13 protein-coding genes are annotated in these 12552 nt (G+C 73.2%); 10 read left to right on the top strand and 3 right to left on the bottom strand.

Going from position 1 to position 12552, the window contains the following annotated elements:
* Positions 1-2 precede the first annotated feature (2 nt).
* On the top strand, positions 3-722 hold the full coding sequence (locus SM611_RS13145; RefSeq protein WP_371949777.1) for a sugar transferase: 720 nt from the start codon (positions 3-5) through the stop codon (positions 720-722).
* Positions 723-739: 17 nt separating this feature from the next.
* Positions 740-1660 carry a hypothetical protein gene (locus tag SM611_RS13140; protein WP_371949776.1) on the top strand — a complete coding sequence of 307 codons (921 nt, stop codon included), beginning with the start codon at positions 740-742 and terminating at the stop codon, positions 1658-1660.
* Here SM611_RS13140 and SM611_RS13135 read toward each other — a convergent pair.
* Positions 1657-1818 (bottom strand): hypothetical protein, encoded by a 162-nt coding sequence (locus tag SM611_RS13135; RefSeq protein WP_371949775.1) that lies wholly within the window; start codon positions 1816-1818, stop codon positions 1657-1659. The two genes, SM611_RS13140 and SM611_RS13135, sit on opposite strands and share 4 nt — an antisense overlap.
* A 96-nt stretch (positions 1819-1914) precedes the next feature.
* Entirely contained in the window at positions 1915-3486 is a 1572-nt protein-coding gene (locus SM611_RS13130) for a Rieske 2Fe-2S domain-containing protein (protein ID WP_371949774.1), read from the bottom strand.
* Positions 3487-3744: 258 nt separating this feature from the next.
* On the opposite strand from SM611_RS13130, the gene SM611_RS13125 reads away from it, so the two are divergent.
* From SM611_RS13125 to SM611_RS13090, 8 genes are all read left to right on the top strand, one after another.
* The gene (locus SM611_RS13125) at positions 3745-4560 is read left to right on the top strand and encodes a sensor histidine kinase (protein ID WP_371949773.1); all 816 of its coding nucleotides are present in this window, start codon (positions 3745-3747) and stop codon (positions 4558-4560) included.
* Positions 4557-5204 (top strand): LuxR C-terminal-related transcriptional regulator, encoded by a 648-nt coding sequence (locus tag SM611_RS13120; protein ID WP_371949772.1) that lies wholly within the window; start codon positions 4557-4559, stop codon positions 5202-5204. The genes SM611_RS13125 and SM611_RS13120 overlap by 4 nt, the downstream gene beginning before the upstream one ends.
* Positions 5205-5334: 130 nt before the next feature.
* Positions 5335-6228: a cytochrome P450 gene (locus SM611_RS13115; protein ID WP_371949771.1), complete on the top strand. Its 894-nt coding sequence runs from the start codon at positions 5335-5337 to the stop codon at positions 6226-6228.
* Between the two features lie 165 nt (positions 6229-6393).
* The gene (locus SM611_RS13110) at positions 6394-7647 is read left to right on the top strand and encodes a sensor histidine kinase (protein ID WP_371949770.1); all 1254 of its coding nucleotides are present in this window, start codon (positions 6394-6396) and stop codon (positions 7645-7647) included.
* A 10-nt stretch (positions 7648-7657) separates the two neighbouring features.
* A complete protein-coding gene (locus tag SM611_RS13105) occupies positions 7658-8323 on the top strand; it encodes a response regulator transcription factor (RefSeq protein WP_371949769.1) in 666 nt (221 codons plus the stop codon).
* An 89-nt stretch (positions 8324-8412) separates the two neighbouring features.
* Positions 8413-9024 (top strand): response regulator, encoded by a 612-nt coding sequence (locus tag SM611_RS13100; RefSeq protein ID WP_371949768.1) that lies wholly within the window; start codon positions 8413-8415, stop codon positions 9022-9024.
* 352 nt (positions 9025-9376) lie between these two features.
* Positions 9377-9970: a DUF6230 family protein gene (locus tag SM611_RS13095; protein WP_371949767.1), complete on the top strand. Its 594-nt coding sequence runs from the start codon at positions 9377-9379 to the stop codon at positions 9968-9970.
* 4 nt (positions 9971-9974) lie between these two features.
* Positions 9975-11135 carry a DUF6114 domain-containing protein gene (locus SM611_RS13090; RefSeq protein WP_371949766.1) on the top strand — a complete coding sequence of 387 codons (1161 nt, stop codon included), beginning with the start codon at positions 9975-9977 and terminating at the stop codon, positions 11133-11135.
* On the opposite strand, the gene SM611_RS13085 is transcribed toward SM611_RS13090, so the two are convergent.
* Entirely contained in the window at positions 11045-12532 is a 1488-nt protein-coding gene (locus SM611_RS13085; RefSeq protein WP_371949765.1) for a serine/threonine-protein kinase, read from the bottom strand. The genes SM611_RS13090 and SM611_RS13085 overlap by 91 nt on opposite strands.
* Positions 12533-12552: the final 20 nt, after the last annotated feature.

The following is a 12552-nucleotide window of genomic DNA, read 5'->3' as shown; positions in this document are numbered from 1 at the left end:
CCATGTCCGAGCTCGCGAGCCGTCCGGTCGACACGTCCGGCGGCGTTCCCCCCTCGCGGCCCCGCCGCGCGCTGGACATCGCCGGCGCGCTCACCGGGCTGCTGCTGCTGTCCGTCCCGCTGCTGGTCATCTACACGCTGGTGCGGGTGTCGAGCCCCGGCCCCGGCGTGTTCCGGCAGCGGCGCGTCGGGCAGGGCGGCCGGCCGTTCACCATGTACAAGTTCCGGACGATGCGGCAGGGCGTCGGCGGCCTCACCGTCACCGCCAACTGCGACCCGCGCCTCACCAAGGTCGGCAAGCTGCTGCGCCGGTGGTCGCTGGACGAGCTGCCGCAGCTGGTCAACGTGCTGCGCGGCCAGATGACCCTAGTCGGGCCGCGGCCGGAGACCTACGACCTGGCCGAGCACTACGACGACGGATGCCGCTGGATCTTCGACCACCGGCCCGGCCTGACCGGCGTCTCCGAGGTCCGGTTCCGCGACTTCGACGTGCTCGGGCCCGGCGAGGAGGTCGACCTCGTCAACTACATCGAGCGGATCGTCCCGGCCCGCGTCGCCGTCGACGCCGTCTACCTGCGCGAACCCTCGATGCGCGCCACGTTCGGCGCGCTGTGGGACACGGTGAAGCACATCCTCGGCATCCCGATCCCGCCGCTCCGGCTGGACGTCGGCGGGGCCGATTCGCCCGTCCGCCCGGCGGAGGAGCCCGGCTCCGCCGCCTGACCCGGAGAGGCCGCATCATGGACTACCGGGACACCCGGTTCAAGCTCTCGGCCGTCGCGACCGCGGTCGTCCTGGTGGCCGGGTTCCTGTTCTACCTCCAGCACCGGACGTCCGGCTACGAGCCGTACCGGGGGCCGCTCGCCACGCCCGGCTCCCCGGCCGCCGAGCCCCACCGGACCCGCCGCATCGCCCTGAACACCCAGCCCGCCGACTATCCGCGCCTCCAGGCGCTCGGCTACGACCTGGTGGACGTCAGGGCGGACCCCTCGCTCGTCGCCGACGTCCCCGCCGGGATGCAGGCGCTGCTGTGGGTCGGCAACTTCACGTGCGGCGACTTCGAACTCGGCTGGGACGCGTTCGAACGGGCCGTCCAGCGGTTCGGGCGCGACCCGCGGGTCTACGGCTGGTACCTGTCGGACGAGCCGAACGCCGGCGACTGCCCGGAGGTCGCGGCCGAGATCCGCCGCCGCGCCGCGTACGTCAAGGCCAACGCGCCCGGCCAGGTCTCCTTCATCTCCCTGACCGACTGGCCGATGAAGCCCCTGACGCCGAAACGCGTCGGCGTCGATCTCGTCGGCCTCGACCCGTACCCGTGCAAGGGCTCGTCCGAGACCCGTGAGCACTGCGACATCGGGGCGATCGACCGGATGGTCCGGATGGCCGACGCCGCCGGCATCCCGCGCACCAGGGTCGCGCCCGTCCTGCAGACGTTCGGGCAGGGCTGCTCCAAGGGCGACAAGAAGTACTGGCTGCCGACCCGGGCCCAGTTCCGCGAGATCCTCGCCCGCTGGGACCGGCTCACGCCCCGCCCGCCGCTGGAGATCTCCTACTCCTGGGGCCGCCAGGACGAATGGGCCTGCCCCACCCTCGCGGACGCGACCGGCGGAGCCCATCCCGATCTGCAGTCCCTCATGCGGGCCCGGAACCGGGCGGACTAGCCTCCGCCGGGCTGGTCGGCGACCGCCGGGGGCGCCGAACTCGCCGGCACCGGGAAGTCGAACGACCCGACCTTCAGTGCCAGGACCTCCAACACTCCGACGACCAGAACGAACGCGACGGCCAGCAAACCGAGCTTCTTGCGGTCCAAGACCCGCACCCCTTCAAACCCCCAGAAACGCAGGTCAAACCTAACACAATATGATCTATCGCCCGCCCCGACGACCCCCCGATCCCACCATCCGCAACCCTCCCGTTACGGCTCACCGACCCTTCTGCTGGTGAGGTTGGCGGCTCTCGCGTTGAGGCATTCGCCGGTGGCGAGGTCGAAGGCGAAGTTGTGGGCCAGGCAGTGGATCTGGCCGTCGCGGACGACGGCGCCGACGGAGAGGTCTTCGCCGGCGTGCGGGCAGTAGCGGGGGATGTCGTAGCGGGCGCCGTTGGAGGCGACGGTGATGCGCTCGGACTCGTCCCGTCCGGTCTCGTAGTCCTCGACGGCCCGGAGGGCGGGCGCGTTGGCGTGCTTGAGGAGGCCGACCAGGTAGTCGTTGTAGACGTCGGGGTCGCGGTAGAGGCTGAGGCGGAAGGAGATGAGGAGGTCCTCCCAGGCCATCCGGCCGGTGAGGACGCCGTCCAGCCAGCGGCCGGCGGTGGTGATCCGGTAGTGCGGGCGGACGTCCGGGGACGCCGCCGCCACGGTGACGCCGGCCGCCGAGAAGTCGACGTCCCAGACGCCGCCGTTCGGTCCGGTGATCTCGAACCGGACGATCATCGCGATCTGCCGGTTGAAGTAGTCGCTCAGGCCGCCGAGGCGGGTGAAGTGCGCCGTGAAGCGGTCGAACAGGTCGGGCCCCGGTTCCGGGTACTCGGCCATGACCTCGGCGATGGCGGGCGCGCGGTCGGCGGCGTACCGCTCGAGGTAGGTCTCGCGGTCGGCGTCGGCGAAGGAGAACCGGGCCGAGACCGGGTCGCGGGTGATCTCGCCGGTGTCGAGGTCGATGGCGTCGCCCGGCTTGAAGTAGTCCCAGCGCTGCTTCGGCAGGTGCTCGCGCAGCCACTCCGTGGAAACCTCGGGGTCGCAGAACGCGCCGTCCTTCTGGCCGAGGACCCAGTTGAGGTGGTCGACCTCGGCGTCCAGGAAGCACGGCGGGCCCGCGAAGGGGGCGGCCAGCTCCGGTTCGGTCTGCCGGACGAGGCGCTGCGCCGCGCGGAGCTTGGAGACGCGCTTGGCCATGGAGACCTCGGCCATCTCGGCTTCCGGGTACTCGTAGCAGATCGGGTGCCAGGACGCCCCGGACGTCTGCAGGGCCATCAGGTCGAGCCGTCCACCTGCGAGGTGCTTGGCGCGGCGGGCCTGCGCTGCGGTGAGCCGGGCGTCGTTGCAATGCAGGATCCCGCGGCCGTCGGCGACGATGAGAAAGGCGGCATCGTGGCACATCGGCGATAGTTCCGGAATCACCGTGATCCAGGACCCGCGATTGTCCAGCGGGAATTTACTCCAGGGTTCGATCTCGATTACCTGCCGGTAGCCCGCGGCGGCCGTGATGCGTTCCCGGAAGGCGGGTCCGGGATAACACGGAATGAGGATTCTGGTCCGCTCCGGAAGGCGCTCCAGGACCCACGGGTCGAAATGATCTAGATGCTCGTGCGAGACGGCGACCCAGTCGGCGTCGAGGAGCGGGCCGAGATCCAGGTGATCGTTCCTCGGATACTGGTGCCAGGCCCCCAGAAAGGCCCCCGCTGGAGCGAGCCACGGGTCCGCGAGCAGGTGGAACGCGGTCGCGTCCACCGCCACCCCCGCATGTCCGATAAATGTGACCGTCGGCATGGGGAGACTGTCCCGCACGGGGGCCGCGGGCGCACCCGCCGGAATGCGCAAAGCGGCTACGCCACCCGTATGAATGAATTGTCATGGGCAGAACTGACAATCCTGACTGAGACGCTCCGACAAAGAGCGGAGTTTACGCTCGCCTTCTGCATGTCCACTTCTGGACAGGCACCGGTCTGTTGCGGTCAATTGACTGGACATCCGGCGCGACGCCGGGTGACCGTCTATGGGGTGCTGGAATAGCGGACGGGGGTCTTCATGGACAACGGGCGGGCTCGGTCTTCCCCGGCGGACACCGCCGCCGGCGCGGGGACGCTCACGGGCGCGCGGGAGGACGGCCGCACCGGCGAGCGGTACCGGCCGGCGGCGCCCGGGCGCGGCGAGCAGGTGCTGTGGCGGCGCCGGCTCCGCCACGACATCCGGCATGAACTGGGCACGATCATCATGCTGGCCTCGGCCGTCGTCGTCGCGGAGGACGTCGGCGACACCAGCCGGGCCCGCATCGACCAGTTGCTCGGCGAGACCAGGTGGCTCGACCACCTGCTGCGCCGGCTCGACGAGGACGACGGCGACGACCGCCCGCCGCCCGGCCCCGAGCGGCTCCGGGTGGACGACCTGACCGCCGAGGTCGTCACCGGCATGCGGCTCGCCACCCCGCACGAGGTGTGCTTCACCGGCTGCGAGGCGTGGGCCCACATGGACCCGGTCGCGCTGTGGCGCGCGGTCCGCAACGTCCTCGACAACGCGTGCCGCGTCGCCGAGGGGCGCGTCGACGTGCGCGTCGAGACCGACCAGGGCTGGATCGTCATCCAGGTCGACGACGACGGGCCCGGCTTCGGCGCCGGCGGGGGCGCGCGGCCCGGCGGGCGCGGGCAGGCCCGGCCCGGCCTCGCCTCGCTCGGGCTCGGCATCGTGCACGACCTCATCTCCGGCTACGGCGGCAGCCTGGAGATCCGCACCTGCGAGATGGGCGGGGCGCGGGTCCGGATGCTGCTGCCGGCGGCGCCGCCCCCGGACGCCGCGGCGCCCCGGGGCGGCGACGCGCTCGCCGACGACTGGCGGCCGCATCCATGAGGATGATCATCTGCGACGACCACGCGGTCTTCGCCGATTCGCTGTCGCTGGTGCTGGCGGACGCCGGGCACAGCGTCGTCGGGGTGGCCTACTCCCCCGCCGACGCGCTGCCGGTGCTGCGGGCGCGGCAGCCCGACGCGTGCCTGATCGACCTGCACTTCCCGGCCGGCACGGCGCTCGACTGGATGCCGCGGCTGCGCGCCGCGTCCCCGCGCACGAAGTTCGTCGTCCTGACCGGCTTCCTGGAGCAGCCGGTGCTGGACGCGGGCGTCGCGGCGGGCGTGCGGGGGTTCGCGCACAAGGGCCAGCAGGCCGGCGACATCCTCACCGTGCTGCGCCGCGTCGCGGACGGCGAGGTCGTCGCCGACCAGGCGGCGCTGCGCGGCGGCGCCCGGCCGCGCAGCCGCGCGCAGAAGGTCGCGCAGTTCCTCACCCCGCGCGAGCGGGAGGTGCTGACGCGGCTGGCGCGCGGCGAGTCGACGCAGGCGCTGGCCAAGGCGATGGGCGTGACGCGCAGCACGGCGCGCAGCCACGTGCAGAGCGTGCTGTCGAAGCTGGGCGTGCACTCGCAGCGGGAGGCCGTGATCGAGGCGGCCCGGCACGGCCTGGTGAGCGTCGAGACCGGGGAGTGGCTGGCGGGCTGACCTCCGAATCCCCCGACGACGCGGGAGCCGTCCCCCGGCAAGCCCCGCGCCGGGGCGCGGGGACGGCCGAATCCGGCCCTTCAGGGTTCGGCCGGGACGCGTTAGCGTCTGCCTCGGAGAGGAGGTTCCCATGGCCCAACGGCGAACTGCCTCACCCGTCTTCGACGCCGGGGCCCTCGGCCGCGCGGACGCCTACGCCCGCGGGGTCCCCCACGACCGGCTCGAACGGCTCCGGTCGCGGACGCCCGTGGTGTGGCTGGACGGCCGCACGGCGGAGCGGCCCGGCGCCTGGGCGGTGCTGCGCTACGCCGACGTCCACCACGCCCTCATGCACCCCGAGCTGTTCAGCCCGCAGGTGGACGGCCCCCTGCACGGCCCCCTGAGCGGGCCCGAGGGGCAGCCGGGGGAGGCCGCCCCCGACGAGGCGGCCCTCATCGACATGGATCCCCCGGCGCGGGCGATGCTCGCCCGCATCCCGGCCGGGGCGACGGTCGACTTCGTCGGCGAGGTCGCGCGCGACCTGCCGGAGACGGTGCGCAACACCCTCGCCGGGGGCCTGTACGCGCTGCTGCGCCATCCCTCCGAGTACGTCCGGCTGCGCGAGGAGCAGGCCGACGAGAGGCTGGTCGACAGCGCCGTCGAGGAGATGCTGCGCTGGTGGACGCCGGTGCTGCAGGTGAGGCGGACCGTCCAGCGCGGGACGACCGTCGGCGACGTGCCGCTGCTGGCGGGCGAGCACGTGATGCTGTGGCTCGCCTCCGCCAACCACGACGACGAGGTCTTCCCCGATGCCGGGCGGTTCGTTCCGGAGCGGTTCGTCCAGCCGGCCCGGCCGCACCTCTGCTTCGGGGTCGGGCACCGCGCCTGCCTGGGCGCGCGGCTGGCGCGGGTGCACCTGCGCGCCATGCTCGTCGCGCTGCTCGAACGTCCGGGCGCGCCGCGGCTCGCGGGCGAGCCGGTGCCGCTGCGCTCCAGTGCCCGCCACGGCTTCGCCCACCTCCCCGTCCGCTGGCTCCCCCGCTGACTCCCGCCCATCGTTGACCTGCGGCATGTTGTTGTTATCCGGCGGGCGATAACAACAACACGCCGCAGGTCAACGGAGCGGGGGGCGGGTACTTCGGGGGGAGTAGGGGGGCGCACTCCTCTTGGGCGACGTGCCGCGGGGTGCTGATGACTTAGCGTGCAGGGCATGAGCACTTCTGCGCCGCGCTGGTCGCGGCCTGGTACGTGGCCGGTCTGGGTCGTCCCGGTCCTGGTCGCGTTCGTCCAGGTCTTCGGGTCGCTGGGCGCGCAGAGCGGCAGGTCGGGCGAGGGGTCCGGCGGGCCTCCGTGGGAGCACGGCGGCGGGTCCGACCCCGGGCACGCCGACCTCGACGCGCCGGGGTTCGCGCTGCTGCTCGGCGGGCCGGCGCTGCTGCTGCTCAGGCGGCGGAACCCGGTGTTCACGGTGTGCGCCGTCGCGGCGGTCACCGCGGTGTACTTCCTGCGCGCCTACACCTACGGGCCGGCGCCGCTGGCGCTGGTCGTCGCGATGATGGCCGCCGTCGTCGCCGGGCACCGGCTGGTGACGTGGGCCGGGGCGGGCCTCGGGCTCGCGGCGTTCTTCGCCCTGACCGCGCTGATCGGCGTCCCGGCGGCCGAACGCGGCCAGGACGGGCCGTTCGCGGTGCAGGAGCCGACCCTCGGCGGGTCGAGCTTCGTGGTCGGCTGGGCGCTGGTGGTGCTGGTCAGCGCGGAGCTGATCCGGATGCGGGCGCAGCGGGCCGCCGAGACCGCGCGGATCCGGGACGAGGAGGAGCGCCGGCAGGCCAGCGAGGAGCGGCTGCGGATGGCCCGCGAACTGCACGACGTGCTCGCCCACAACATCTCGATGATCAACGTGCAGGCCGGGGTGGCGCTGCATCTGATCGACCAGAACCCCGAGCAGGCGCGGACGGCGCTCGCGGCCATCAAGGAGGCGAGCAAGGAGGCGCTCACCGAGATGCGCGGGGTGATCGGCGCGCTGCGGTCGCAGGGCGAGAGCGCGCCGCGCGCGCCCACCGCCGGGCTCGACCGGCTGGACGACCTGCTGGACCGCGCCCGCTCCGCCGGGCTCGCGGTCGAGGCCGAGATCACCGGGGACCGGCGGCCGCTGCACGCGGGCACCGACCTCGCCGCGTTCCGGATCGTCCAGGAGTCGCTGACGAACGTGACCCGCCATGCCGGTCCCGGGCCGGTGACGGCGCGGGTCGCGATCGCCTACGGTGAGCACGAGATCGAGGTGCGGGTCGAGGACGACGGGCGGGGCGCGCCCCTGCTGGACGACCGGCCGGGCGGCAGCGGCATCCGCGGGATGCGCGAGCGGGCCGCCGCGCTCGGCGGGACGTTCGACGCCGGGCCGCGTCCGGGCGGCGGGTTCCGGGTGCGGGCGGCGCTGCCGCTGGACGAGGACGGCGAGACGTGAGGGGTATGCGGTGATCAAGGTGATGCTGGCGGACGACCAGGTCCTCGTCCGGGCCGGGTTCCGGGCGCTGCTGGACGCGCAGTCCGACATCGAGGTCGTCGGCGAGGCGAGCGACGGCGAGGAGGCGGTCGCGCAGGCGCGCCGGCTGCGGCCCGACGTCATCCTGATGGACATCCGCATGCCGGGCCTGGACGGTCTCGCGGCCACCCGCCGGATCGCCTCCGACGAGCGGCTCGACGGCGTCAAGATCGTGATCTTGACCACGTTCGAGCTGGACGAGTACGTCTTCGAGGCGCTGCGCGGCGGCGCGAGCGGGTTCCTGGTGAAGGACACCGAGCCGGTGGAGCTGATCCACGCCGTCCGGGCGGTCGCGGACGGGGACGCGCTGCTGTCGCCGAGCGTGACCCGGCGGCTGATCGCCGAGTTCGCCGCACGGGCCAAGGAGCCCGCGCCGTCGCCGCGGCTGAACGCACTGACCGACCGGGAGCGGGAGGTCATGGCGCTCGTCGGGGAGGGCCTGTCGAACGAGGAGATCGCGGCCCGCCTCGTGGTCAGCCCGGCCACCGCGAAGACGCACGTCAGCCGCACGATGGTGAAGCTCGGCGCCCGTGACCGCGCCCAGCTCGTCGTGTACGCCTACGAGTCGGGGTTGGTCAAACCCGGCTGGCTGCCTTAGAAATTTACTCTGCAGCGATTCGCTGTTGCCGTCCGCAGGGACATGACAGGCTGGACGGCGGAGGCCATCCACCGAGGTTGAGGAGTCCGGTGCCGAACGACACGAGGATTCTGGCCGTCGACGACCGCGAGGAGAACCTGACCGCGCTCGCGGCGGTGCTCGACGCGCTCCCGGTGGACGTCGTGCCCGTCACGTCCGGATCGGCGGCGCTGAAGGAGCTGCTGAACGACGACTTCGCGCTGATCCTGCTGGACGTCGTCATGCCGGAGATGGACGGTTTCGAGACCGCGGAGCACATCAAGGCCCGGCCGCGCACGCGGGACATCCCGATCATCTTCCTCACCGCCGGCAGCGGGGCCGGGGAGCAGGCGTACCGGGGCTACGCGGCCGGCGCCGTCGACTACCTCACCAAGCCGTTCGACCCGTGGCTGCTGCGCGCGAAGGTGTCGGTGTTCGTCGATCTGCACCGCCGCACCGTGCGGCTGAGGCAGCAGGCCCAGCTGCTGCGCCGCACCCTCGGCGGGGACGACGCCGACGGCGCCCTGGCCGGCTGCGAGCGCCTCCTCGCGGCCCTCGACGAGCGGCTCACCAAGGTCGAGGACGGCGTCGCCCGGCTGGGGTCCGGCGAGCCCGCCGGGGAGCTGGGCGCGCACATCGGCGAGCTGCGCCTCGCACTGGACGCCTTCTCCGCCGGCACCTGATCCCCTCCGCACGACCGCCCCTGTTCCGCGCGGCCGCCTCTCTTCCGCGCGGCCCGCTGCCTCTTCCACGCGCCCCGCGTCCGGCCCGTTTCGGGACCTTCGGCCCGCACGGCCGGGGATCTATGGCCCGTGACGATCACGCTTGGTAGTTGATAGACGTTGATTCCTTGCCGGTCCTATTGACATCGAGTGCAAAGAACTCCGCAGGTCAACACCCGAATCCTTTACTTTCCGACCCCATGATCGAGTTTGCCGCAAGTAAGTACTTAGGAGTAACTTGCACTCACCGTCACGAGATCGACCGGTGTCGCCTGGTCCATCGTGGCCCTAGACCCCCAGGAGCAAACCCCCCATGACCGACTCCCCCGAGCCCGCCGTCGGCCGCGTCCGCTGGAAGCGGTTCGCCGCCATCGCCGCCCCCGCCGCGATCGGCGCCGGCGCCCTGGCCTTCATGACCGCGCAGGGCGCGATCGCCTCCTCGTTCGCCGTCTCCGGCGGCAGCTTCAAGGTCAGCGCCGACTCCCTCACCGGACAGGGCTTCGTCCAGTATGGCGGTGTCGACGCGAGCAAGGACGGCGCGAAGCACCCGGTGCAGATCTCCGGCATCAAGTCCGCGCAGATCCGCAACATGTGCCAGTCGGTGAAGGTCGGCCCGTTCACGCTGCGGCTGACCGCCGGGACGGGCTCCAAGCCCGTCGAGGCCAGCGACCTCGTCCTCGACGTGGAGCAGCTCAACGCCGACGCCAAGTTCTCCAACATCGAGATCGGCCGGGACGCGAGCACCCTGGACAAGGGCCCGAACGGCGCGCAGGGCGCGGCCGGCACGTTCGGCCAGCAGGCGTCCAGGATCGAGCTGACCAACGTCAGGCAGGTCGCCTGGGCCACCACCGCCGGCACGTTCAAGCTGAGCGACCTCAGCATGAAGCTCGGCGACGAGTGCTTCTGAGGCCATGAATCCCGCCGAAGCACACGGGCGCGCCCCGCACGGCTTCCGTCGCTGGCGGCGGACACGTCCCTTCTGGGGAGGCGTGTTCGCCGTCCTCGGCGGCCTGGAGCTCATCGCGATCCCGCTCGCGCCGATGCCGCTCGTCATCCACCAGGGCATGGCCGGGGTGGCGAGCTGGCTGATCGGCGCGCTGCTCGTCACCGCCGGCGTGCTGATGTGGGTCCAGCCCGCGCAGCGCAGCTTCTTCGGCATCCTCGCCGTGCTGCTGTCGCTGGCGTCGTTCCTCACGTCCAACTTCGGCGGCTTCCTCGTGGGGCTGCTGCTCGGACTGCTCGGCGGCGCCCTCGGCTTCGCCTGGTCCCCGGTCCCGGCAGCCCCCGCGACGGACGCCCGCACCGGCGGGGAGCGCGCCAGGCCGGGCGCGCACCGCGGCGGACGCCTGACCGCCATCGCGCTGCCCGCCCTGCTGGGCGTCCACCTCCTGAGCCCCTCGCCCGCGCCGTCGTCCACGGCCTCGGCCGCCCCGGCCGCCTCCCCCTCGCCGTCCCCCAGCGCCACGCCCTCCGCCGGCGCGACGCCCACTCCCACCCCCACGTCCACCCCCACGTCCACCCCCACGCCGACACCCACGGCGCCGGCGTGCCCGGAGGCGCCCTCGAACGGCGCGGGGCTGTCCGCGGACGAGGCCCGCAAGCTCCTCCAGGAGATGCAGGCGAGCAAGGACCCCGCCTGCCTCAAGACGCAGGACAAGGCGGCCGGCTCGGGGACCCGCGTCTACACCGACGCCGGGACGCTGCGGGCCGACTCGCTGACGATGTCCGGCCTCAGCTACGACGGCGTCGCGTCCCTCTCCTCGGCGGGCGGGACGGTCAAGGCGCTGAAGTTCAGCATGTCCAAGGCCGTGCTGAAGAACGTGGACCAGACGTCCGCCCACGGCGGGGCCGCCGCGCGGATCCGGACGCCCAACCTCACGCTGACCGGCGACGTCGTCATGTACACGACGAAGATGTCGTCCAAGCTGCTCGGGATACCGCTCACGTTCACACCGGAGCAGCCGCCGCCGCTGACGCTGCCCTACATGGTGATGACGGACGTGGTGTCCGAGCAGCCCGCCGTCACCGCGAACGGGGCGCAGATCACCGGGCTCGGCGTCACCGCGGCCTGAGCGCCCGAGCGCAGCTTGCCGCGCAGGATGAACGCGCCCAGCAGCACCGCCACCACGACGAGGACCACCGCGATCGTGACGACCAGCACCGTCCTGCGGCGCTCCCCGCCGGCGTCGGGCGGCGGGGACTGGTGCCCCCAGTCCGGGTACGGCCGCTGCTGCTCCCACGGCGGGCGCGTCGACGGCGGCGAAGGGTCGGGCCGGGACGGCGGCGGAGCGTCAGGCCGGGACGGCGGCGGCGCCCACTCGGTCTCCAGTAACGTCCGCGCCTCGCGGTCCTGGCCGGGACGGACCGGCGGCGGACGATGCGAGCCGTTGCGCTCCGCGGAGCCGCCGGAGCCGCCGGAGCCGCCGGGGCCGCCGGGGTCGCGCCGCGTCACCGGGCCGGCGTCGGTGGGATCGCGGCGCGTCACCGGGCCCAGTTCGGACGGGTCCATGACGGTCTCGGCCGCGTCGTCGGTCCGGCCGGCGGGCGGACGGCGGGCGGACGGCTCGTCCAGCAGCGTCTCGCTCGCCGACGAGCGCGGGGGCGGCTGCGGTCGCGGAGCCGGCCGGGGCTGCGGCCGCGGTGCGGGCCGGGGCGGCGGCATCGCGGCGACCCGGGTGAGCAGCGGCTGCGCCTGCACGGCGGTCATCCGGCGCACCGGCTCGCGCTCCAGAAGGCCGTTCAGCACCCGGGCGAGCGGCCCCGCGTTCCGCGCCGGCGGGACCGGCTCGGTCAGCGCGGCCTGCAGCGACGACATCGCGTCCGACCGCTCGTAGGGGGAGCGGCCCTCGACCGCCGCGTACAGGGTCGCGCCGAGCGCCCACAGGTCGGACGCCGGGACCGCCCGCTCGCCCTGCGCCCGCTCGGGCGGGATGTAGGCGGGCGACCCCATGACGAGGCCCGTCTGCGTGAGCGTCGCGTCGCCCTCCACCTGCGCGATGCCGAAGTCGGTGAGGACCACCCGGCCGGAGTCGGTGATCAGCACGTTGCTGGGCTTCACATCGCGGTGCAGGATGCCCTTCTCGTGGGCGTGCCGGAGCGCGCCCAGCATCTGCAGGCCGATATCGGCCACCCGGCGGTGGTCGAGTGGTCCGCGCTCGATGATGTCCTGCAGCGACGGGGCGAGGACCAACTCCATCACGATCCAGGGCCGGTCGGCCTCCTGCACCACGTCGTGGACGGTCACGACGCCGGAGTGGTTGAGCCGCGCCGACGCCCGCGCCTCCCGGAACGTCCGCTCGTAGAGGACGGCGCGCTCGTCGTCGTTCAGGCCCGGCGGGAACACGACCTCCTTGACCGCGACCTCGCGGTCGAGCATGACGTCAAGGGCGCGCCACACGGTGCCCATGCCGCCCCGCCCGACCACCGAGTCGAGCCGGTAGCGGTTACCGAGCAGACGTGCCTGTGCCATGTCGGAAGAGTCCCCCCGTT

Origin of the sequence: Actinomadura monticuli, from assembly GCF_041463655.1 — a bacterium.
GTDB classification, from domain to species: domain Bacteria; phylum Actinomycetota; class Actinomycetes; order Streptosporangiales; family Streptosporangiaceae; genus Spirillospora; species Spirillospora monticuli.
This window is presented reverse-complemented; position numbering and strand designations above follow the sequence as displayed.

Excerpts from the sequence above, each read along its gene's own strand:
- SM611_RS13145 (WP_371949777.1), top strand. The coding sequence starts at position 3 with ATGTCCGAGCTCGCGAGCCGTCCGGTCGACACGTCCGGCGGCGTTCCC.
- SM611_RS13140 (WP_371949776.1), top strand. The coding sequence starts at position 740 with ATGGACTACCGGGACACCCGGTTCAAGCTCTCGGCCGTCGCGACCGCG.
- SM611_RS13130 (WP_371949774.1), bottom strand. The coding sequence starts at position 3,486 with ATGCCGACGGTCACATTTATCGGACATGCGGGGGTGGCGGTGGACGCG.
- SM611_RS13125 (WP_371949773.1), top strand. The coding sequence starts at position 3,745 with ATGGACAACGGGCGGGCTCGGTCTTCCCCGGCGGACACCGCCGCCGGC.
- SM611_RS13120 (WP_371949772.1), top strand. The coding sequence starts at position 4,557 with ATGAGGATGATCATCTGCGACGACCACGCGGTCTTCGCCGATTCGCTG.
- SM611_RS13115 (WP_371949771.1), top strand. The coding sequence starts at position 5,335 with ATGGCCCAACGGCGAACTGCCTCACCCGTCTTCGACGCCGGGGCCCTC.
- SM611_RS13110 (WP_371949770.1), top strand. The coding sequence starts at position 6,394 with ATGAGCACTTCTGCGCCGCGCTGGTCGCGGCCTGGTACGTGGCCGGTC.
- SM611_RS13095 (WP_371949767.1), top strand. The coding sequence starts at position 9,377 with ATGACCGACTCCCCCGAGCCCGCCGTCGGCCGCGTCCGCTGGAAGCGG.
- SM611_RS13090 (WP_371949766.1), top strand. The coding sequence starts at position 9,975 with ATGAATCCCGCCGAAGCACACGGGCGCGCCCCGCACGGCTTCCGTCGC.
- SM611_RS13085 (WP_371949765.1), bottom strand. The coding sequence starts at position 12,532 with ATGGCACAGGCACGTCTGCTCGGTAACCGCTACCGGCTCGACTCGGTG.